This window comes from Rhizobium sp. rho-13.1, assembly GCF_007000305.1.
In the GTDB taxonomy this organism is placed as follows: domain Bacteria; phylum Pseudomonadota; class Alphaproteobacteria; order Rhizobiales; family Rhizobiaceae; genus Rhizobium; species Rhizobium rhododendri.
The window spans coordinates 957,639-980,182 of sequence record NZ_SCFL01000001.1; the positions used below are offsets into that span (position 1 = coordinate 957,639).

16 protein-coding genes are annotated in these 22,544 nt (G+C 60.1%); 5 read left to right on the forward strand and 11 right to left on the reverse strand.

Features of this window, described 5'->3' with window-relative positions; all coding sequences use genetic code 11:
* Positions 1-57: 57 nt before the first annotated feature.
* The 5 genes from rpoD to dnaG form a co-directional block, all read right to left on the reverse strand.
* Positions 58-2,112 carry an RNA polymerase sigma factor RpoD gene (rpoD, locus tag EQW76_RS04810; protein ID WP_142823284.1) on the reverse strand — a complete coding sequence of 685 codons (2,055 nt, stop codon included), beginning with the start codon at positions 2,110-2,112 and terminating at the stop codon, positions 58-60.
* A gap of 438 nt (positions 2,113-2,550) precedes the next feature.
* Positions 2,551-5,373 (reverse strand): type I restriction enzyme HsdR N-terminal domain-containing protein, encoded by a 2,823-nt coding sequence (locus EQW76_RS04815; protein WP_142823285.1) that lies wholly within the window; start codon positions 5,371-5,373, stop codon positions 2,551-2,553.
* Positions 5,374-5,407: 34 nt separating this feature from the next.
* The gene (recQ, locus tag EQW76_RS04820; RefSeq protein ID WP_142823286.1) at positions 5,408-7,402 is read right to left on the reverse strand and encodes a DNA helicase RecQ; all 1,995 of its coding nucleotides are present in this window, start codon (positions 7,400-7,402) and stop codon (positions 5,408-5,410) included.
* Between the two features lie 295 nt (positions 7,403-7,697).
* On the reverse strand, positions 7,698-9,086 hold the full coding sequence (locus tag EQW76_RS04825) for a gluconate:H+ symporter (RefSeq protein WP_142823287.1): 1,389 nt from the start codon (positions 9,084-9,086) through the stop codon (positions 7,698-7,700).
* 532 nt (positions 9,087-9,618) lie between these two features.
* Positions 9,619-11,625: a DNA primase gene (gene dnaG / locus EQW76_RS04830; RefSeq protein WP_142823288.1), complete on the reverse strand. Its 2,007-nt coding sequence runs from the start codon at positions 11,623-11,625 to the stop codon at positions 9,619-9,621.
* 419 nt (positions 11,626-12,044) lie between these two features.
* Between dnaG and EQW76_RS04840 the strand changes: the two genes are divergently transcribed.
* Together EQW76_RS04840 and EQW76_RS28990 are read left to right on the forward strand one after the other, a co-directional pair.
* The gene (locus tag EQW76_RS04840) at positions 12,045-12,380 is read left to right on the forward strand and encodes a BrnA antitoxin family protein (protein WP_142823289.1); all 336 of its coding nucleotides are present in this window, start codon (positions 12,045-12,047) and stop codon (positions 12,378-12,380) included.
* Between the two features lie 244 nt (positions 12,381-12,624).
* Positions 12,625-12,801: a hypothetical protein gene (locus EQW76_RS28990; protein WP_153816481.1), complete on the forward strand. Its 177-nt coding sequence runs from the start codon at positions 12,625-12,627 to the stop codon at positions 12,799-12,801.
* Positions 12,802-12,976: 175 nt separating this feature from the next.
* On the opposite strand, the gene EQW76_RS04845 is transcribed toward EQW76_RS28990, so the two are convergent.
* Positions 12,977-13,429, reverse strand: coding sequence for a GatB/YqeY domain-containing protein (locus EQW76_RS04845; protein ID WP_142823290.1), 453 nt, complete (start codon positions 13,427-13,429; stop codon positions 12,977-12,979).
* 285 nt (positions 13,430-13,714) lie between these two features.
* Between EQW76_RS04845 and carA the strand changes: the two genes are divergently transcribed.
* Complete coding sequence (gene carA, locus EQW76_RS04850) at positions 13,715-14,920, forward strand: glutamine-hydrolyzing carbamoyl-phosphate synthase small subunit (RefSeq protein WP_142823609.1); 1,206 nt, start codon at positions 13,715-13,717, stop codon at positions 14,918-14,920.
* A gap of 39 nt (positions 14,921-14,959) precedes the next feature.
* On the opposite strand, the gene EQW76_RS04855 is transcribed toward carA, so the two are convergent.
* The 5 genes from EQW76_RS04855 to EQW76_RS04875 form a co-directional block, all read right to left on the reverse strand.
* Positions 14,960-15,256 carry an addiction module antidote protein gene (locus tag EQW76_RS04855; protein ID WP_307877639.1) on the reverse strand — a complete coding sequence of 99 codons (297 nt, stop codon included), beginning with the start codon at positions 15,254-15,256 and terminating at the stop codon, positions 14,960-14,962.
* Between the two features lie 6 nt (positions 15,257-15,262).
* Entirely contained in the window at positions 15,263-15,556 is a 294-nt protein-coding gene (locus EQW76_RS04860) for a type II toxin-antitoxin system RelE/ParE family toxin (RefSeq protein ID WP_142823292.1), read from the reverse strand.
* 82 nt (positions 15,557-15,638) lie between these two features.
* On the reverse strand, positions 15,639-17,045 hold the full coding sequence (locus EQW76_RS04865) for an MATE family efflux transporter (protein ID WP_142823293.1): 1,407 nt from the start codon (positions 17,043-17,045) through the stop codon (positions 15,639-15,641).
* Between the two features lie 146 nt (positions 17,046-17,191).
* A complete protein-coding gene (locus EQW76_RS04870; protein WP_142823294.1) occupies positions 17,192-18,430 on the reverse strand; it encodes a TCR/Tet family MFS transporter in 1,239 nt (412 codons plus the stop codon).
* 170 nt (positions 18,431-18,600) lie between these two features.
* Positions 18,601-19,512, reverse strand: coding sequence for a LysR family transcriptional regulator (locus tag EQW76_RS04875; protein ID WP_142823295.1), 912 nt, complete (start codon positions 19,510-19,512; stop codon positions 18,601-18,603).
* Between the two features lie 114 nt (positions 19,513-19,626).
* Between EQW76_RS04875 and EQW76_RS04880 the strand changes: the two genes are divergently transcribed.
* Complete coding sequence (locus EQW76_RS04880) at positions 19,627-20,631, forward strand: aldo/keto reductase (RefSeq protein ID WP_142823296.1); 1,005 nt, start codon at positions 19,627-19,629, stop codon at positions 20,629-20,631.
* Between the two features lie 97 nt (positions 20,632-20,728).
* A complete protein-coding gene (locus EQW76_RS04885; protein WP_143134236.1) occupies positions 20,729-22,540 on the forward strand; it encodes a tetratricopeptide repeat protein in 1,812 nt (603 codons plus the stop codon).
* Positions 22,541-22,544 lie beyond the last annotated feature (4 nt).

Genomic DNA, 22,544 nt, shown 5'->3' on the forward strand with positions numbered 1-22,544 from the left:
AAAAAACCCGGCCAGTGAAAACTGACCGGGTTTCTGTTGGTAACCTCTCGCAAAACCTCAGCTGTCGAGGAACGAGCGCAGCTTGCGGCTGCGGCTTGGGTGCTTGAGCTTGCGCAGCGCCTTGGCTTCGATCTGGCGGATACGTTCGCGTGTGACCGAGAACTGCTGGCCGACTTCTTCCAGCGTGTGGTCCGTGTTCATGCCGATACCGAAGCGCATGCGAAGCACGCGTTCTTCACGCGGGGTGAGCGAGGCCAGCACCCGGGTCGTCGTTTCGCGAAGGTTCGCCTGGATGGCGGCGTCAATCGGCAGCAGCGCGTTCTTGTCCTCGATGAAGTCGCCGAGATGGCTGTCTTCCTCGTCGCCGACAGGCGTTTCGAGCGAGATTGGCTCCTTTGCGATCTTCAGGACCTTGCGGACCTTTTCGAGCGGCATGGCGAGCTTTTCGGCCAGTTCTTCCGGCGTGGGCTCGCGGCCGATCTCGTGCAGCATCTGGCGCGATGTCCGGACGATCTTGTTGATCGTCTCGATCATGTGCACCGGAATGCGGATCGTCCGCGCCTGGTCGGCGATCGAGCGGGTGATCGCCTGGCGGATCCACCAGGTCGCATAAGTCGAGAACTTGTAGCCGCGGCGATACTCGAATTTGTCGACCGCCTTCATCAGGCCGATATTGCCTTCTTGGATAAGGTCGAGGAACTGCAGGCCACGGTTGGTGTACTTCTTGGCGATGGAAATGACGAGACGCAGATTTGCCTCGACCATTTCCTTCTTGGCGATGCGCGCCTCGCGCTCACCCTTCTGCACCATGTGGACGATGCGGCGGAATTCCGAGATGGAAATGCCGGTTTCGGTCGCAAGGCTCTGGATATCGCCCCGGATGTCGAGGATCGTCTTGGCTTCGCTCTCGGCAAACTGCTTCCAGCCGCGGCCGGTCAGGTTGGAGATGAAGGTCATCCAGTTCGGATCGAGCTCGGCACCGGAATAGTGCTCGAGAAAACTGTCGCGCTTGACGCCGTAGGATTCCGACAGGCGCAGCAGCTTGCCCTCGTTCTGCACGAGACGCTTGTTGATGTCATAAAGCTGCTCGACCAGCGCATCGATGCGGTTCTGGTTGAGCGACAGCGACTTGACCGACTTGATGAGCTCGTCTTTCAGCTCCTTGTAGCGGCGCTCCTGGGCCGACGACAGGGCGCCGGCGGCAGCAAGACGCTGCTCGACCTGCTGGTCCTGCAGCTTGCGCAGCTTCTTGTAGGTCTCGGCAATGGTGTCGAGGGTCAGCATGACCTGCGGGCGCAGCTCGAATTCCATCGCGGCAAGCGAAAGGCTGGACTCGTCGTCCTCCTCTTCCTCTTCCTCGCGCTGGCCTTCGCCGCCGACATTGGTGATGTCGTCGTCGCCGAAGCGTGCCTTGCGGGTCTTTTCCTTTTCCTCGGCGAGCTTACGGTCGGCCTCGATCTTCTCAGGCGACTGGAATTGCGGAGCGGCCTTTGCTTCCGGGCCGGAATAGGTGGTTTCGAGATCGATGATCTCGCGCAGCAGCGTCGTGCCCTCGTTGAGCTCGTCGCGCCAGATGATCAGCGCCTGGAAGGTCAGCGGGCTCTCGCAGAGACCGCCGATCATCGTCTCGCGACCGGCCTCGATGCGCTTGGCAATGGCGATTTCGCCCTCGCGCGACAGAAGCTCGACAGAGCCCATTTCGCGCAGGTACATGCGCACCGGATCGTCGGTGCGGTCGGTCGGCTCTTTCTTCTTGGCGGTGGCCAAGGCGGTGCCAGCCGAAGGCGCAAGCTCGCCGCCTTCGCTCTCTTCCTCGTTATTGTTGTCATCGTCGTCGGAAGAGGCCGGCGTGCCGGGCTCCTCGACGTCCTCGTCTTCCACGACGTTGATGCCCATGTCCGAGAGCATGGCCATCGTATCTTCGATCTGCTCGGAGGTGACTTCCTCGGACGGGAGGACGGCATTGAGCTCGTCCATCGTCACGTAGCCGCGCTTCTTGGCGGCCTTGATCATCTTCTTGACCGCGTCATCGGAAAGATCGAGAAGCGGGCCGTCGGAGGCGCCGTCGCGTTCGACTTCAGCTTCTTCGTTTTCTTTGACTTTGGTTGCCATCTATATAGTCGCTTTCCCTGACGCTGCCCTGCCTGCGGTTGGGCTTGAGAGCCCCGGGCAAAAAACTCGCCCGCCGCAATTGTTCACGAACACCTACGGAATGATCTTTAATTCCGAATTAACCACGCGCGCCCAAAAGCTCAAGGCCAGACGGTTCACCTGGCGAACTGCTGGACATTTCTGCCCCATGACGCGCGAGACCTTCTCTGCCTGAAATGGTGATTCCCACTATTTCCCTTCCCGTCAAGCTATTCCGCGAAGAATGATGCGGAAAACCCGGAAAAAGCCCGACATACATGGGCCGACTTGGCACGGAGGCCGGTATGGGTGGGATATGGGGAGGATTGGGGGGAAAGACAAGGGTGGGGGTGGGAGGGGTGAGGCCCTACCATTCAGATAACTTGAAGCGCGCGCATATCGGATCGAACGGCACCGTTCTTACGTCGCGGAAAAATCCGAGAAAAGCATTTTTAGTTCCGCCGCGATCCAATCATGCGCAAGGGTAAGCGCCGGAGTTTCACCTGTGAAGCCACCGGTCGGAGCGTAGCCATCAAACGCAGGCAATTGTCCAGACCTTGTCTCAACAGTCACATCAGACGGCCTACCCAACTTATCCAGTCGTGACAGAACATTTTGGTAATGCCCATTAAATTCAACCCGCCGACTACTACCGATGTCAGGTCCTGAAACAGGCTGAACAACAACTTTGGGATCAGTGTAGCTTTCAACAGGAATCCACCACTGCTTCAGTTGCCAATCCCCATCTTCTGAACCATTCAATCTCAGGCACCACTGAATTGGCCTAATTAGATATCCCTGCATTTCGTCGCGGATAGAGAGAAAACTGAATTGAACAATCTCAACAAATATTTTTTCTGCGCGCTCATATGTCTCAATAAGTGCTTCGGGCGCTTTTCCAATATCAATTCCGCCGCATTGGCCAGAATATTTTGTCCACCAAACATCAATTTGGACGTCACCAGCGTCTAGGCAGATTTGCAAGTCATCTAACAGCGCGCTGATAGCGAAATCTCTGTTGTCACTCCCGAAATCACTAACACTGACAAAACTCTCCCTTGCAGGATCGAGAGCCATCTTGATCGAAACAAGATCAATGCAGTCTCGCGGGAAATTTTCCTGCTCAACCAATATCCTCATACGAGACACTAACCGCTCTCGGGAAAGGTTAACTCCACCCTTTAACTTTCGCCCTTTAATAATATTCTTGAGGGTTTCACGTAAGACTCCGACACCGATCGCGCGGCCATCGTCTGGCTTTAATCTTGAAAGTAGGATATTTACATATCGTTGACGAAAACGGGTATCAGTCTGACCCAATGAGACCCGAGCATCATTTACTGAACGCATTTGGAACGAGTATGAGACGCTCGACAAACGGGTGTCCAACATTCCTTCTATACCTAATCCACAATTGTTAACCCCTACTTCCTCAAGACAAATTTCATCCCATAACTCTGGAAAATAGGCTAAACTTGTCCCCTCGAAGCCATCAAGAATGTCTTGCAACACATTTTGTTGAGCCTCCATCTCCGGAAGCTGGAATAGCATGGAAGACGCGTCGGCTCGAAATTTGAAAGCTCCAAGATATTCGCATATGCCAGACTGGCTGAGACGTTCCCACAGCGCACGTTGGTAGTGGGGATTGGGTATTTGGCCCATCAGCAACGTTGCTAACAATGAATCGTTTCGAAAGGTAGTCCGCTCGGTAGAGGTCCTAAATTCTTCTAGCGAGAGCGATGCAAGATGCTTCGCCCTTAAAAAATCCGCCAGCGCCTCATGTACAAGCTCGACATTGCTCTGCGAAATGTTAAGCGCATCAGATTGCACCAACGCATTAAAAATCTCCTCATCGAAACCAGCTTTTATTAACATACCAAAGGCGGCTATGTTTGAAAGTGGCTCGACAAGGCTCTGCTGCGCAAGCAAAAGCAGGGCTGCTTCACGCCGCACACGTATTGCAGGCGACCCATCCGACCATCCCAAAAACTTTGTCAGCCAGTCATCAAAGAGCTTTGTTAGTGTTTCTGGGCGACTTCCAAATTTGCTGTAGTGTTCACAGATTAACCTGAGGAATAAAGGGTGCCCCAACCGAGCATTGAGCGCCTTCGGCAAATCCCACGATATATTGTGAGCTATTCCTGAAATTATGCCCTTCTGGAACTCTTGTCTTTGTTCGTAGTCCAGCTCCTTAAGTCTGACCGCGGGGAGGTAGACATCAGCCGTAGCGGATGGACGTGAAAAGACGAATAGGACAACTTTCGGAAAGTCGCGTCGAATGGCAGAAATTTCTGCGGCAATGTGTGCTCTACGTGAACTCTGGACTCTCTCTAACCCATCGCAGAATATTATCGCGCCATCCTGCCTACAGACATCCCGCCATTTAGAATCTGTAATATGTGGACAATGCGCATTGATCCGCTCATGGGCATATTTGAAAATAGAGATCCCTTCTGCCACCAACTCTACTAAGGGAACTTCAACTGGAATTTTATTACTGGCAGATTTAGAATAAGATCCGACGGCAACATGAAAAAGATGCTCACATAGCTGAGTTTTGCCGAATCCGGATGGTCCGGTTATTAAAGCGCCCTTAGGAAATTCTGCTTGCAACTCGGCGCTTGAAATTGTCGGCAGATCCTGTCCCCTAGCTAATGACCGTTGAACAAATCGCTTCGGAGGATTTGTCCTATCGATCTCTGCCGCAATGTAAGCCGCCATTTCACCCGCAGCGGTGGCAAAATCCTTTCCCCACAGTCCCTGACAATGTGATATAGCGGCCTGACGCGATATCAATGCCTCAACATCACCGCGCCGTAAGGCCAGTTCAGTTACGCTGCATGTAAACACCAGACTGTTTTCAGCGGACAATTGCTGCTGCCATATTTCAAACTTGAGGCCGTTTGTAATAATAATGAAGGGTGTTCGAAGCACTCGAGCGTAAGATTCTACCTGCTGAAAAGCACCCTTTATATCTTTACTTGGGCGCTTCGCCTCAATGACAGCAAGGGAGGTATTTTCGTCTTTTATTGGACCGCAATATACGACGAAATCCGCTTCAAACGGCCGCCCCTTTTTTACTTGCCCCTGATGAAATTCGACACTTTTTTTTGGAACTATGTCATCATCTTTGTCGTACCCCAGCGCATGCAACAATGGAGTTACTAGCCGAGATTCGACAACGGCCTCGGTGTCATCCGGATCAAAAATGATAGCTCCAACCGAACTCCAGAAGTCGTTCATAGACAGACCCAAAACACCAGCATCATCCCCCCAATCACCCCCGCCCAATCACCGCCAAAAACGCATCCCCATAGCGCTCCAGCTTCGCCTGCCCCACGCCCGAGATCGCCAGCATCTCGTCCGCACTGCCCGGCCGTTCGCTGGCCATGGCGATCAGCGTCGTGTCCGGAAACACGACATAGGGCGGCACGCCCAGCGTCTTGGCGATCTTCATGCGCTCGGCCCTCAATTCCTCGAACAGCGCCGCATCCGCTGCCGACAGGCCGGCCGTCCTCGGCGCGCCGCCGCTTGCAGCGCTCGCGCCGGCACCGCGCCTCGCGGACTTGGCCGTGGCCGGGCGATCCTTGCGGAACTGGATGCTGCGTTCCTTCTTGAACACGGCCTTGGCATCCGGCGTCAGCTTCAGCGCGCCATAGGCGGTATGATCGACGCTGACGAGGCCGGCGGCGAGAAGCTGGCGGAAGACGGATTGCCAGGTGCGGACGGGGATGTCCTTTCCGACGCCGAAGACCGGCATGTCGGCATGGCCGAAGCGCTGGGTCTTCTCGTTGACATTGCCTGTGAGCACATCGATGACGTGGCCGGCGCCAAAGCGTTCGCCGGTGCGGTAGATGGCGGCCAGCGCCTTGATCGCCGCCTCCGTGCCGTCCCAGGTTTCCACCGGCTTCAGGCAGGTGTCGCAATTGCCGCAGTTCCCCGCATGGCTCTCGCCGAAATGGGCAAGAATCGCCTGGCGGCGGCAGCCGGAGGTCTCGCAGATGGCGAGCAGCGCGTTGAGCTTGGCGCGCTCCACCCGCTTGATTTCGGGGGCCGACGCGCCTTCGTCGATCATCTTGCCGCGCTGGATGACGTCGGCCATGCCATAGGCCATCCAGACGTTGGACGGCAGGCCATCGCGGCCGGCGCGTCCCGTTTCCTGATAATAGGCCTCGACGGAGCCCGGGATGTCGAGATGGGCGACATAGCGCACGTTCGGTTTGTCGATGCCCATGCCGAAGGCGACCGTGGCGACAAGGCAGAGGTCTTCCTCCTTCAAAAATGCATCCTGGTTGGCATCGCGCACCGCCCGGTCCATGCCGGCGTGATAGGCGAGTGCCCTGATGCCCTGCCCGTTCAGCCATTCGGCGGTGTCTTCGACCTTGGCGCGCGACAGGCAGTAGACGATGCCGCTGTCGCCCTTGTGGCCGGAGAGAAAGCGCAGCAGCTGCTGGCGCGGCTGGTCGCGCTCGACGATCTCGTAGGCGATGTTGGGGCGGTCGAAGCTGGTGGAGAAGATTTTTGCGGTGTCGAGCTGCAGCCGGGCGATGATGTCGTCGCGGGTGTGAGGATCGGCCGTCGCCGTCAGCGCGATGCGCGGCACGCCCGGAAACTGTTCGGCGAGCTTGCCGAGTTCGCGGTATTCCGGCCGGAAATCATGGCCCCACTGCGACACACAATGGGCCTCGTCGATGGCAAACAGCGCAATCTTCGCGTCACCGATGGTCTGACGGAAATTGTCGGTAAGGATGCGCTCGGGCGTCATGTAGAGCAGTTCGAGCGTGCCGTTGCGGATGTCGCGATAGATGGCTTGCGCCTCTTCGCGGGTGATCGACGAATTCAACGCTGCCGCGTTGACACCCAGCTGCTTCAGCGCCTGCACCTGGTCGCGCATCAGCGCAATCAGCGGCGAGACGACAATGCCAATGCCGTTGCGGCAGAGCGCCGGGATCTGGAAGCACAGCGACTTGCCGGCGCCGGTCGGAAACAAAACGACCGCATCGCCGCCGGAAACGACGTGCTCGACCACCTGCTGCTGCTTGCCGCGAAAGGCCGGATAGCCATAGATCCGCTTCAGCACATCGAGCGGCGCCTGCCCGGCGGACGACCTCGGTAACGCCCGCGAGGTGTGCGGCTCTGGCGCAGCGTACGGCTCGCCGTAGGGCTCCCATCCGGCCGCTTGATCCGGCTCGAAGACATCCCTCGGCGGTTCGAGGCCAAACAACGCCTCGTCGGTGGAAAACCGTGGATCGTTCTTCTCCGGCTTCGACATTATCTTCCTTCGCTCGGCAGGTCTTCACGCCCGCCCTGGCCCTTCCCGGGCTGCTGTTTCATTTCGGCCGCCGCCGTCGAATCGACGGGTGGGAGGCACCCCCGGGGCTGGCCCACCATGGCATGTTTCGAAGTCGACTGCACCCGCTGCACTTCCCTTCTCCCCTCGGGGAGAAGTGCCGAGCGAATGCGCGGCGATGAGGGGGTCTTCGCGCCGTCGCCGTCGGCTCAAGGCCCCTCATCCGCCCTTCGGGCACCTTCTCCCCCGAGGGGAGAAGGGGAAACGTCCTTCCCGATCAGATCAGCGGCGGCAGCAGGTTCATGAGCAGCACCATGACCAGCCCGACCGCCGAGACGATGGACTGGACCACGGAGATCGTCTTCGTCGCTTCGCCCATAGACATGCCGAAGGATTCCTTCACCAGCCAGAAGCCGGCATGGTTGGCATAATTGAAGAACAGCGAGCCGCAGCCGATCGAGAGCGCCAGCAACGGCACATTGAGCCCCTCGCCGCCCGCTAGCGGCCCGAGCAGGCCGGATGCTCCGACGATGCCGACGGTGGCCGAACCCGTCGACACCGACAACAGCATCGAGATGATCCAGCCGAGGATAAGCGGCGATAGGGAGAACTGCTGGCTGAGATGCATGATCGCATCCCCGACCTTGGCGTCGGTCAGGACGTGCTGGAACGCGCCGCCGCCAGCGATGATCAGGAGCACGTTGGCGACCGGCTTGACGCTCGCCGACATCGAGCTGCGCAGCGTCTCCGTGTTTCCATTTCTGATGTAGACGAGCATCAGGGCGGCAAACAGCACACCGATCAGCATGGCAATGGCCGGCTCGCCCAGAAACCCGGTGACATGGACGATAGCCGCGTCCTTGGGGAAGACCAGTTCGGCAATCGCGTTCGCCAGCATCAGCAGCGCCGGCAACAGGGCTGTGAGCAGGCTGAGCGCGAGGCCAGGCGGTGTATGGTCTGCACCGTCGACGGGGCCTTCGGACGAGAACTGGTCGATGAGCGCCTGATCCGGCCGAACGGACAGTCGCGGGGTGATGAAGGCGCCATAGACCGGTCCGCCGAGAATGATGGCCGGGATTGCGGCGAGGAAGCCATACAGCATCGTCGCGCCGATATTCGTATGCAGCGAGGCGATGGCGGTGAGCGGTCCCGGATGCGGCGGCACCATGCCGTGCATGGCGGCAAGCGCGGCGATCACGGGAACGCCGACATAGACATAGGCCGAGCCGCGAATACTGGAGGCCGCATCGAGCTTGCGCGCCACGCTGAAGACCAGCGGCAAGAGGACGACCAGCCCGACCTCGAAGAACATCGGGATGCCGATGATGAAGGCCGCCCCGGCCATCGCCCAGGGAAGCAGGCGCACGGAGGTCTTGCGGATGATGATGTCGGAGATGCCTTCGGTCACCCCACCATCCGCCAGTATCCTGCCCAGCATCGCCCCCAGCGCGACGACGAGACCGACGGCGCCAAGCGTGTTGCCGGCACCCGACTCGATGGACTTGACCAGCTTGTCCGTCGGCATCCCCGTCAGCAGACCGACAGCGATGGACGTGATGATCAGCGCGATCAGCGGATGCAGACGCGCGCGGGAAACGATGAGAACGACGAGAAAAATGACGCCGCCAAGGGCGGTCAGCAAGAGCGCAATGTCCGAGTTTTGCATGGTCTTTTCCAGCGCCCCCACGGGCCTCGGCGGCTGTCCGCCCGGGCTCGGGAAGCGAATCCTTGATGCCTCGACGATAATGTCGGCCCCTCTTCGCAGAGCGCCCGGTTTCTGTAAACCGTAGTTGCGCGAACGATGCGTTCCGACTTCGGCCCTCTGCACCGGAGGCGCCGCTGCAGAGGCTGCGGGGCAGACGCTGTGTCAGCGCAGGTTACCTGGTCCACAGACCGATCGGGATCGGCGGTGATCAAAGGGAACGGGAGACGCATGAGAGGAAGCGCGTCCCGGCGCGTCGCTTCCCTCCGGCTCAGGCGGAAAATGGGACGGTTCCGCTGATCGAGAATCATCTGGCGCGGTGACCGCAATGGATTGTGAGTTTGCGGCGGCGCCCCCCTCTGTCCCTACGGGACATCTCCCCCACAAGGGGGGAGATTGGCCGAGAGCTTTGGGCCCAAAAGGGAAAAGAATGATCTCCCCCTTTGTGGGGGCAGATATCAGCGCAGCTGACAGAGGGGGGTATAGCCCATAGTCATCAGCCGCCGTGGGTGACGGCTGCCTTGACGCGGCCGGACAGCAGGCCAAAGCCGTCGATGATGGCTTCCTGGTTTTCCATGCGGGAGATTTCCAGCTGGATCTCGTTCAGCGCCCGCATCAGTTGATCGATGTCATCCTCGGCACCGGCCTCGGTGGCATCGGCAATCTCGCGCTCGAGCTCGATCTTCTGCCAACGCAGCGCTTTGGTGCGCTTGTGCAGGCCAAGCGCCTGACGATATCCCTCGCGGGCATCCTCGATGGCGGCCTCCTCGGTGGCAGTCCAGAGCCGCGCATTGCGCACCTGCTGGTCCAGCCCCTTGATCAGCGCCGCAAACCCCTGCGCCTCCAGCCTCTCGACCAGATGCTCGCGGGTCAGGTGCGGCCCGGCCAGTGCCGCCGCGGTACCGAGCATGGCCGACCACAGGCGCTGCAGATCACGGTTGTCGTAGTCGATCGAGGCGATCTCGTCGTACTCATCCTGCAGCAGCAGCGGATGGTTGACGATGGTCAGCGCCAGCACGCTTTCGCGTAAGGCCGGCGCAGCGCTATGGCCGCGCACCATGCCGGAGCCGGTCAGCCGGTTGGAAATGGCATTCGGCGCCTTGGTGCTGGCAGGGCCGTTGCCGCGCGGATCGTTGCGACCGGCGCGACCGCCGCTGGCGTTGCCGCTCCTGAAATTGCGGCCCTGCTGGTTGCCGCCGTTGCGAAACTGCGGCTGGAAGAAAGCATTCAGCCGGTCGCGGATATCCTGCTGGTAGTGGCGGCGGACATTTTCGTCGGCAATGACCGATACCATCTGCTTCAGTCGTGCCTCGAGTTCGGCGCGGCTTTCCGGCGTGTCGAACTTGCCGCTCGAGACCTCGCGGCTCCAGACCATCTCGGCCAGCGGCCGCGCCTGCGACATGACCTTGTCGAACGGAGCCCTGCCCTCGTGGCGGACCATGTCGTCGGGGTCCTTGCCGTCGGGCAGCATGGCAAAGCGCACCGAATAGCCGGGCTTCAGCCGCGGGAGGGCGAGATCGACGCCCCGGTTGGCGGCGCGGATGCCGGCGGCATCGCCGTCGAAGCACAGAACCGGCTGCGGCGTCATCCGCCAGAGCAGCTCCAGCTGGTTTTCCGTCAGCGCCGTGCCGAGCGGCGCCACGGCATTCTCGATGCCCGCCTGATGCAGCGCGATGACGTCCATGTAGCCTTCGACGGCAATGATCGTGCCTGATCCATCAGCGCCCTGGCTGGCGCGCCGGGCGCGATTGAAATTGTAGAGCACGTTGCCCTTGTGGAAGAGCTCGGTCTCGTTCGAGTTCAGGTACTTGGCCGGCGCATCCGGCGCCATGGCGCGGCCGCCGAAAGCAATCACCTTATCGCGCGACGACAGGATCGGGAACATGATGCGGTCGCGAAAGCGGTCGTAGGCAACGGGGATATCCGGCCCGTGGACCACGAGCCCGCAGGCCTCGATCTGGTCCTTCGGGACGTTCTTTCCCGCCAGATATTCCTTCAGCGCGTTGCGGCTGTCGAGCGCAAAGCCAAGCCGGAAGGTCTCGATGGTCCGGCCCGTCAGGCCACGGTCACGCAGATAGGCCCGCGCCCGCGCACCGCTCGGGCTCTGCAGCTGCTCCTGGAAATACTGCGTCGCCATCTCCATCACGTCGAGCAGCGAGGTCTGCTCGCGCTGGCGTTTTTCCGCGACAGGATCGGCCGCCGGCATGGCGATGCCGGCCATGTCGGCCACCTGCTGCACCGCCTCGGGAAAGCTCAGGCCCTCGAGATCGGTGAGGAAGCGAAAATGGTCGCCGGTGACGCCGCAGCCAAAGCAATGATAGCGGCCCTTGCGGTCCTCGCAGTGAAAGCTCGGCGATTTCTCGCCGTGGAACGGGCAGCAGGCCCAGTAGTCGGCCCGCGACACGTTGGTCTTGCGCTTGTCCCAGCTGACGCGCCGCGCGATCACGTCCGATATCGGAACGCGGTCGCGGATCTCGTCAAGAAAGGTCGGGGAAAATCGCATGGACACCTCTGGCTGATGCTTCTCCTATAAGCCCTAACGTCCGCCATTGCCATGAAACTCGTGGGGGTCAGTGCTGATCCACAGGATTGACAAAGCGGGTGCTGTATATACAAATTGAAATACAGAAATCGAGTTTAGCGGCTGTGAGGGACGAGAGAACTCCATGCCGCTGATCCGAATACAATTTGCCTCCCACGAATGGGATGAGGACAAACGCCAATCGAATTTGCGCAAACACTGAATAGATTTCGAAGATGCCGTTCTCGCTTTGCGTGAACCGCATATCGAATACGGCTTTGACAGAGAAGGAGAAGTCCGCACGGTGGCAATCTGCCCCGACTCCGGAAAACTGATCGCCGTTGTCTATACGATGAGAGGCGAGATCTGCCGGATCATTTAAGCCTGTGCGGCACGAAAGAATGAAATCAGAGAATATCACCAGAATAACCGCTGACGAAATCCTTGCGAAACGCGCCCGTGGCGAGGTGAGCGAGACAGACTGGGCGCGCGTCGATGCCATGAGCGACGAGGACATCGAGCGCGCCATGCGCGACGATCCCGATTGGGCTGACTTCATCGACATCGACTGGTCGAAGGCCGAGTGGGTCGTTCCCGTTGCCAAGAAAGCCCTGTCGATCCGGCTCGATCAGGATATCGTCGATTTCTTCCAGGCCAGCGGCAAGGGCTACCAGACCCGGATCAACGCTGTCCTGCGTCACTACATGAGCGAGGAAAAGAAGCGGCGCGCCAAATAGTGGCGGCATCGGTCGCAACAAGGATGCAGATCGCCGCTGCCGACACCTCGATCACGGCGCATTTGCGGCCGAACTTGCCGCGCGAAACATTATTTTTTTGTAATTTGAAAAGCATGCTGCAGCGCAATAGCTTGCAGATACGGACTGGGACATGCCGGCAGAGTTGATATCTTTGCGACGCGACATGTCCGGACAGCCCCGCCAAACCGGAAGCCGAGGAGAGCTTCCTGTTTAGGAGACTGGCATGCGAATACTGATCGTCCCCTTTGCCGCCGCAGCCATCTTCGCGATGGCAAACTACAGTGCCTCGGCCATGAACGACAGCCAGGCAAATAGCCTGAAATCTTTCGACCAAGCTGTCATGGCTTGGCAGATGGCGCATCACCCCGCGACACCAACGAAGGCCTCGACAAACCGCTGATTTCTCGAATTCCCGTGTGAGACACCATCCCTACCCCCGGCGCGGTCTCACATGGGTGGCTTTGCTATAGACGTCTGATTTTGGGCCCCACCCTGCGTCATCAGACGGCTGCAAAGTACAAAGGCAGGAGCTCCCCCCAGCTCCTGCCTTTTTTATGTCCTTGGGCTCGTCGGGATTATTTCAGCAGATCCTTCAGTATCCCGGAGGCTTTGGCGAAATCCATCTGGCCGGCATAGCGCTCCTTCAGCACGGCCATGCACTTCCCCATGTCCTTAATGCCGGCAGCGCCGGTCTCGGCGATGACCCCGGCAATGATCTCCCGGGCCTTGTCGTCGGAAATCTGCTCCGGCATGTAGCCTTGGATAATGGCGATTTCCTCGCGCTCCTTGGCAGCCAGTTCCGGGCGCTTGCCCTCGTCGTAGATCTTGGCCGATTCGTCGCGCTGCTTGATCATCTTGGCGAGGATCTGCAGGATCTCGTCGTCGCTGGCCGCCTCCTTGGCGACGCCGCGATTGGCGATGTCGCGGTCCTTGATGGCCGACAGGATCAGCCGCACGGTCGAAAGCCGGGCAGCATCCTTGGCACGCATCGCATCTTTCTGGGCGTTGGCAAGCGTTTCGCGGATCATGGTACACTCCTTCAACGGGCCAGCCGCGAAAATCGGCCGCCCCTCATCTGTTTGCATGTCTCTTAGACTATCGGGTCGCGACCGATCAACGCAATTGCACCGGAATTGCCCTAGATAGATTGACCGGCGGGACACATTTGGCTATTGACCGGGACCTGCACACACATCGATATCAGGACCTGATACAGCGCGACCCTTGTCGTGCGCTCCTGTCCGCGAACCAGAATGGCGACTGCGGCCGACCTTTGCAAGGTTTGGCACGCGCACGCCGGAAACGGGATGACAATGACCGCGACTGCCCCTTGGACGACCGAACTGCCGACCGCCATGCTGGTTCTTGCTGATGGCACCGTGATCGAGGGCAAGGGCATCGGGGCCACCGGCAAGGTGCAGGCCGAAGTCTGCTTCAACACGGCGCTGACCGGCTATGAGGAAATCCTCACAGACCCCTCCTACCTCGGCCAAATCGTCACCTTCACTTTCCCGCATATCGGCAATGTCGGCGCCAATGACGAAGACGTAGAGGATCTGACGCCCGCCGGGCGCCACGGCGCCGTCGGCGTCATTTTTAAGGCCGACATCAGCGACCCTTCGAATTATCGGTCGCTCAAGCATCTCGATGCCTGGCTGAAGGGCCGCGGCATCATCGGCATGTGCGGCATCGACACAAGGGCGCTGACCGCCTGGATCCGCGAGCATGGCGCGCCGAACGCCGTCATCGCCCACGAACCGACCGGCACCTTCGACATCGACCAGCTGAAGGCCGACGCCAAGGCGTGGAGCGGCCTCGAAGGCCTCGATCTCGCCAAAGTCGCGACTTCGGGCCAATCGGCCCAATGGGCTCAGACCCCTTGGGTCTGGAACGAAGGCTATGGCGAACTCGGCCCCGAAGAGGCAAAATACCACGTCGTCTGCCTCGACTACGGGGTCAAGCGCAACATCCTCCGACTGTTTGCCGGCCTCGACTGCAAGGTCACGATCCTGCCGGCCAATGCCTCGAGCGAAGATGTGCTTGGCCTCAAGCCGGACGGCGTCTTCCTGTCAAACGGGCCTGGCGACCCAGCAGCAACCGGCGAATATGCCGTGCCTGTCATCAAGGACCTGATCGACAGCGACATCCCTATGTTCGGGATCTGCCTCGGCCACCAGATGCTTGGCCTGGCGCTCGGCGGGAAGACCGAAAAGATGCATCAGGGCCACCACGGCGCCAACCATCCGGTCAAGGACCACACGACAGGCAAGGTCGAGATCGTCTCGATGAACCATGGTTTCGCGGTCGACGCGAAGTCGCTGCCGGAAGGCGTTGAAGAGACTCACGTATCTCTGTTCGACGGCTCGAACTGCGGCCTCAGGCTTTCCGGTAAGCCGGTGTTCTCCGTCCAGCACCATCCGGAGGCTTCGCCAGGCCCGCAGGACAGCCACTACCTCTTCCGCCGCTTCATGAACATGGTGCGCGAGAAGAAGGGCGAACCGGCCCTGACTGAACGCTAAACCTTATTGAGGAAGATAGATCGAGCCCCGGCTGAATTTTCAGTCCGGGGCTTTTTTGTTGCGAGGGGCCAATTTCAGCTGGATGTCGAGAGCGTTGAGCACGCCAAGCAGCGTGCTCAGCTTCGGATCGCCGTCGGCGCTGAGAGCTTTGTATAGCGCTTCGCGGGTTATGCCTGCCGTTTTCGATACTTCCGTCATGCCTTTGGCGCGCGCAATGACGCCCAACGCCACCGCGACATAGGATGCGCTCCCGGAATTAAAAGCATCGCTCAGCAACTCAAGCTGGGATTGGCCGCTCTGCAAATGATCTGCAGCATCGAAAGGTAGCGTCTTCACTGGCAATCAAATCTCCAAATCATCCGCCATGGCCTTGGCTTTCCGTATATCGCGGGTTTGAGAACTCTTGTCGCCGCCCCACAGTAAAATGACCAGGACAGATCCGCGCTGCACAAAATAAACCCGATACCCAGGCCCATGATCGACGCGCAACTCGCCGATGCCATCGAAGAATTTTATGTCTCCAAACAAACCGGCTTGCAGTCGAACGATACGCTGGGTGATCCGCTCGACCGCACGCTTGTCTTTCAGGCCATCGAACCAACGCCTGAACAAGATCGTCTGCCGAACTTCGAGCATCGACACAATGTAGAGACAGCTCACAGTTTTGTAAACTGTAGATTACAGCTTCTTCACAGGACTCATCCTCCGAGCCGCAAATTCAGTCAGCCAACTCGTCGCGCCCTTCCGCCTTCACCAGCAGATAAAGCCGGACGCACAGCATCGTTGCTGCTGCGGCGAGACCTAGAAGGAAGCCGAGCCAGATACCTATGCCGCCGAGGCCGAGTGGGAAGGCCAGCACCCATGCTAGCAGGAAGCCGATAGGCCAGTAGGCGACCAGCGCGATGATCATCGGCACCCGCGCGTCCTTCAGACCGCGCAAGAGGCCGCTGGCGATGGCCTGCAAACCATCCACCAGCTGGAAAATTCCGGCAACGACGATCAGCGGCGCGGCATAGGCGAGCACCTGCGGCGCCTCGGCAGAGGTCACATCGAGGAACCAGCTGCCGAAATATTCAGGCATCGTGGCAAACAGGATGCCGCCAATGACGGACAGCGTCGAGGAGATGATGAGCACGGTGATGGCGGCCCGCACGAGTGCGGTGCGGTCGCCACGGCCATGGGCAACACCGATCAGCACGGTGGCCGCCTGCGAAAGCCCGAGCGGGATCATGAAGGCGATCGATGCCCATTGCAGCGCAATGCCGTGGGCGGCAAGCTCGATGGTGCCGATCCTGCCGATCAGCAACGAGGCTGCGGTAAACAGGCTGACTTCGGCAAGGATGGTAATGCTGATGGGCAGGCCGAGCCGGACGACGTCCCACAAGGCATGCCAGTCCGGCCGCCAGAGGCGAACGAAAATCTCATAGCGGCGTGTCTCGGCAATGCTCTGCACATAGCCGACGATGAACAGGAAGCCAGCCGTCTGCACCGCAAGCGCCACATAGGCGGCACCCCGCAGACCCATGGCAGGCAGGCCGAAATGGCCGAGCACCAGCCCGTAGGCCAGCAGCGCATTCATGGCGAGCATGGCGATGGTGACGTATAGCACGATACTCGCCCGCCCGATGGCGCTGACCAGCGAGCGGATCACATTGTAGAGCGACGCCGGCAGCAGCGCGAAGTGGCCGATCTCGATATAGCCTGCGGCAAGTCTGGCGACATCCGGCTTCTGCCCGGCGGCAAGCAGAATGTCCTCGGCGTAGTAAAACGCCGGCTGCATGATCAGCCAGTAGGCAACGGCCACCCACAGCCCCATCCGCAGAGAGCGGCGAACGCTGATGACGTCGTCGCGCCCATAGGCCTGCGCCACCATCGGAATGACGGCGATGGAAAAGCCGGAGCCGAAGATCAGGATGGTGAACAGGAACTGGCCCGAAAGCACCATGGCGGCCAGTTGCTCGGCCCCGAGCCTGCCGACGATCATCACATCCGTCGTGTTTATACCGAGCTGCGCCAGCTGTGCGCCGATCAGCGGCACGCCAAGCATGATTGCAGCGCGGAAATGCGCTGGCCAGGAATTGTCGTCGTTATGCGCAAAACGCTGCGCAAGCAAAGGCGTATCCATGTCGAAAGTCTCGTCGTTCGCTGCGCCGGTCGACCGGATGGGTCGCAAGCGTTTCGGGCGCTGGTAGCGCAAATAGGCTTTATAAGCCAGTCGCGAGAGCAATTTTGACGAAGAATGCGGCAGATTCCATGAGGAATGACTAAGCCTTAGGCATTTTCTTCAATGTCTCGCGCTTTCGAGCGCACCCTGACCACAAAGACCACAAGCGCCACCAGCAGGAAGACCGATGCCATCGCATAGGGAGCCCCGGCAAAGACGATGGGTGCGCTGGGCCCGGTGAACCAACCGAACAACTGGGTGAAGATCAGCGGTCCGATGATCGTCGTCAGACTGGAAAGGCTGCTCATGGCACCCTGCAACTCGCCCTGCGCCGAGGCCGGCACCGAGGCTGAGGCAATGCTGCGCAGCGGCGCATCCGCCACGCTTTCCAACGCTGTCGCAACGATGACCGCATAGACCATCCACCCCTCCCAGGCGAAGGCATAGCCGGCAAGACCAAAGGTACAGAAGGCAAGGCCGACCAGCGCCGTCCGCCATTCGCCGAGGACGGGCACCAGGCGCGGCATGACGAAGCCCATGACGACGGCGCTGCCGATGCCGAACACGCCGAGCGAAAGACCGATCTGCCGTTCGTTCCAGCCGTACCGGTCGGCGCTGACGAAAGGCCAGACGGCGGGATAGACGGTGTGAGCCAGCCAGTAGAGAAAAAACACCAGACCGATCCAGCCGATACCGGGATAGCTGCGCATCTGCTTCAGCGCACCGAAAGGGTTGGCCCGCGAGAGGTCGAACCGGCGGCGGTTCTTCGCCTCCAGCGTCTCCGGCAACATGAAGCAGGCGAGCACGAAGTTGACCAGCGACACGAATGCAGCGCCGAAAAACGGCACGCGCGCACCGAACCCGCCGAGAAAACCGCCGATGATCGGCCCGAGCACGAAACCCACGCCGAAAGCGATGCCGATCAGCCCGAAATTTTTCGAGCGGTTCTGGTCATCGCTGACATCGGCGATGTAGGCCGAGCATGTGGCGATGCTGGCACCGCTGATGCCGGCCAGGATTCGGCCGACGAACAGCATCCAGTAACTTGTCGCCAGCGCGCAGATCAGGTTGTCGATGGCAAAGGTCAGTACCGACGCCAAAAGGACGGGCCGGCGCCCGAACCGATCCGAGAGATTGCCGATAAGCGGGGCAAACAGGAACTGCATGCCGGCATAGGCGAGCAGCAGCCATCCCCCTTCCACCGCAGCCTCGCTGATCGAGGCCCCCGTCAATTCCTCGAGATAGGCCGGCAGCACCGGCATGATGATGGCTATGCCGATGATGTCGAGGAGCAGGATGACAAAAACGAGGAAGAGGCCGCGGCGGGCAAATGTCGGATCGATCATGAAAGGCGCCTGTATTGATACGCCCGGGCGTCTGAAGAGACAGAACGGGAACGCAAAACCGCAGTACTTGTGAGCGCTATCGTAGCGCAGAAACAATGGGTGAACAGATCAAATTTATTGATCGATAAATCGCTAAAATTCGTTCCAGACCAGAACATTAGATATTGATTTCACGGCTGCACGGCCCGTTTCTGGTCGGCCTTCAGAAAATCCACGAACGCGCGCAGCGGCCCGGGCATGTGGCGGCGGCTGGCATAGTAGAGAAACGGTCCGGGAAAACGGCTGACCCATTCGTCGAGAATAAGGACCAGCTCTCCCGTTGCGACGGCTGGCGCGACAATCTCCTCGAAGCAGCGCAGCACGCCCAGTCCGCGCACGGCGGCACCGACCTCGATCTCGAGCGAATCGGTGATCAGCGAGGCCGGCGGCGACAGGACGAGGCTCTCCTCGCCTCGCTCGAATTCCCAAAGTCCCACCGAACGGCTGACGAAGCGGTGTCGGATGCAGCGGTGCTCGAGCAGGTCGCTCGGATGTTGCGGCGTACCATTGGCTTCGAGATAGGCCGGAGACGCGGCGGTCACATAACGCTGCTCGCGCGGCCCGAGCGGTACCGCGATCATGTCCTGTTCCAGCCGCTCGCCATAGCGCACACCGGCGTCGAAGCCGGCGGCCAGCACGTCGATGAAGCTATCGTCGGCCGCCACCTCCAGCCGGATATCCGGATAGAGCGCCATGAAACGACCAAGCAGCCCGGGCATGATATAACGGGCAACGATGGAGGGGATGTTCAGCTTCAACGTGCCGGCCGGGTTATCGTCGGAACTGTTGATCTGGTCGAGAGCGGCAGCAACGTCGCTGAACGCCGGCGCCAGCCGCTCCATTAGCCGCTCACCGGCTTCCGTCGGTGTAACGCTGCGGGTGGTACGGTTCAACAGCCGCAGGCCGAGCTTTTCCTCCAGCCGGCGCACTGCCTCGCTAAGCGCCGAAGGCGAGACGTTGCGCTTGCGGGCGGCGGCGCGAAAACTGCGCTCTCGGGCAACGGCATGGAAGGCGGCGAGGTCGCCGAGCGGCAGGTCGTCCATTGTGCAAAAATCCGTACGGCCTGTTTCTAAATATACCGATTATCGCACAACGCGGGACGGAGTAAACGTCTTTCGAAGACTTCAGACGGAAGTCCGCCATCAAGGAGAATGAGCATGGAAAAGGTTCGTCTGGGCACCACCGGCCCGCAGGTATCGTCAATCGGCCTCGGCTGCATGGGCATGTCCGGCATGTACGGTCCATCGGACCGGGCAGAAAGCATCGCCACCATCCACGCGGCTCTCGATGCAGGCGTCAACCTGCTCGACACCGGCGACTTCTACGGCATGGGCCACAACGAGTTGCTGATCGGCGAAGCCATCAAGGACCGCAGTCGCGACGACTTCCTGCTCAGCGTCAAGTTCGGTGCGCTCCGCGATCCCGCCGGCGGCTGGAGCGGCTATGACTGCCGGCCTGCGGCAATCAAGAACTTCGTCGCCTACACGCTGCAACGGCTCGGCGTCGATCACATAGACATCTACCGCCCTGCGCGGCTCGATCCGAACGTGCCAATCGAAGAGACGGTCGGCGCCATCGCCGACCTCATCAAGGCGGGATATGTCAGGCATATCGGCCTTTCGGAAGTCGGTGCCGATACCATCCGCCGGGCCGCAGCCGTGCACGAGATCGTCGACCTGCAGATCGAGTATTCGCTGATCTCGCGCGGCATCGAGGAGAAGATCCTGCCAACGTGCCGCGATCTCGGCATTGCCATCACCGCCTACGGCGTCCTGTCCAGGGGCCTGATCAGCGGCCACTGGCAAAAGGATGGCGGCAAGTCCATGGGGGATTTCCGCGCCTTCAGCCCGCGCTTCCAAGAAGGCAATATCGATCAGAACCTCGCACTGGTAGAGGCGCTTCGCACGGTTGCGAAAGCCCGGAATGCCTCGGTGGCGCAGATTGCCATTGCCTGGGTGGCGGCCAAAGGCGCGGACATCATCCCCCTCGTCGGTGCCCGCCGTCGCGACCGTCTGAGCGAGGCGCTCGGCTCGCAGGCCGTGCATCTTTCCGCCGACGATCTGGCCGACATCGAGACAGCCGTCCCGAAAGATGCTGCCGCCGGCGACCGTTACCCGACCGCAATGCTGGCCCACATGGACAGCGAAAAGAGCCAGCGCTGAATTCACCAATGCGCTGGTCAGCTTCAAACAAGACTGAATTGGCAATGAGACAACGGGGCAGAAACTACGATTACCGCGTCTCTTGAAAGCCGATTTTATGAACCAGTACGTCGTGCCTTTGTCTCCCGAGCCGTCAGCCCTGCCCGCCATCCTCGGCCGAACGGCGGAATTGCTGGGCGCGGCAGACTATCATGGTGCCATTGCCCTCCTGCAGTCGGAGCACAGGCTCGTCACCGGCGAACCTGTCGCCTGCAATACGCTCGCCTATCTCCTGATCCAGGTCGACAGGCCATTGGAAGCCGTTTCCTGGTTCGAAGCATCGCTGCGCATCCGACCGGACGATATTCAGGCGCTGAACGGCCTGGCGATGGCACTGCGATCGACGGGCGATGCGGCAGGTGCCTTGCAATGCTACGACAGGCTCGTGACCTTGCGGCCGGACGATGCTGTCTGCTGGTACAACCGCGGCGAGTTGCAGGCAGAAGGCCGGCGTCTGCAGGAAGCCCTCTCCAGTCTCGACCGGTCGATTGCCCTGAAAAACGATCATGCCCCGGCCTTCGTGAAGCGCAGCCATGTGCTGGAATCGCTGGGCGACCTGCCGGCGGCGATCGATGCCGCTGCCCGAGCCTGCACGCTTCAGCCGGCCGACGTCTCGTCGTGGTCGTTGCTCGGCGATCTCCTGCAGAAAGCAGGCAACCTCGGCCAGGCGATTGCTGCCTATGGACGCGCCCTGACGCTCTCGCCCGATGATATCTCATGCATGACGAACCTCGGTGTAGCCCTGAAAGCTGCGGGAAAGATGGACGAAGCGCTGCTGGCCGCTCGTGCCGTGCTGGCACTCGAACCCGGCAACCAGGACGCGCTGCTTCTCTGCGGCAACGCCGAACTGCATCTCGGCAACGCCGATGCCGCAAGGACGAGCTTTCTTGCCGCCGCCAAGGCCGGCGTGGCCTGCAGCTATCCGGCATCGCAACAGCCGGCAGCTTTCCGGGCGCTGATGCTGTTCTCACCCTTTGCTGGCAATACACCCTACGAAGATCTCATCCGGAATGTCCGCTTCGATACGGACCTCGTGATCGTGCTGGAGAACCATTACTACGATGTCGCGGCACTCGCCAAAAGTGCCGACGTCGTCGTCAACCTCATCTCCGATGCCGACCTCGGCCTCGACATGATCGGCGCTCTCGGTGAACTCGTCGCGTCGCTGCGCAAACCGGTAATCAATCATCCGGCGCTGATCGTCGGAACCGACCGCCAGACAATCTCGCGGCGCCTGGTCGCCGTCCGCGATACCGTCGTGCCCGCTACCAGCCGTATCGGCGCGGCCGAACTCCTGCGCCGCCTTGCCGATGGTGAGAGCCACGCCTTTCCGCTGATCGTGCGCCATGCCGGCACGCATGGTGGCGAGATGATGGAAGTTGTGGCCAGCCGGCAAGAATTGCGGACTTTTGCCGAGCAAGCCGGCGATCAGCCGCTCTATCTCACAGACTTCGTAGACTATCGCTCGCAGGACGGTTTCTTTCGAAAATACCGGCTGATTTTCGTCGGCGACGAGATCTTTCCCTACCATCTGGCGATCGGCGAAAGCTGGAAAGTCCATCATATCTCGACACGCATGACGGAACTCGAATGGATGCGCCGGGAGGAACAAGCTTTCCTGGAAAAGCCGACGCATGTCTTCGGCCCATCCGCCATGGCAGCCCTCGAGACCATCAGGCGCATCGTCAATCTCGATTATTTCGGCATCGACTGCTCCATCGATGCAAGTGGCAAGGTCGTGGTCTTCGAGGTCAACGCCACCATGCTGGTCCATCTCCACAATGAAGGCTTCGAATACAAGACGCCGCATGTCATGAAGATCAAAGCGGCTTTCGAACGGCTCCTGGAGAAGCGGGCGTCCGCCGTTTGAAGGT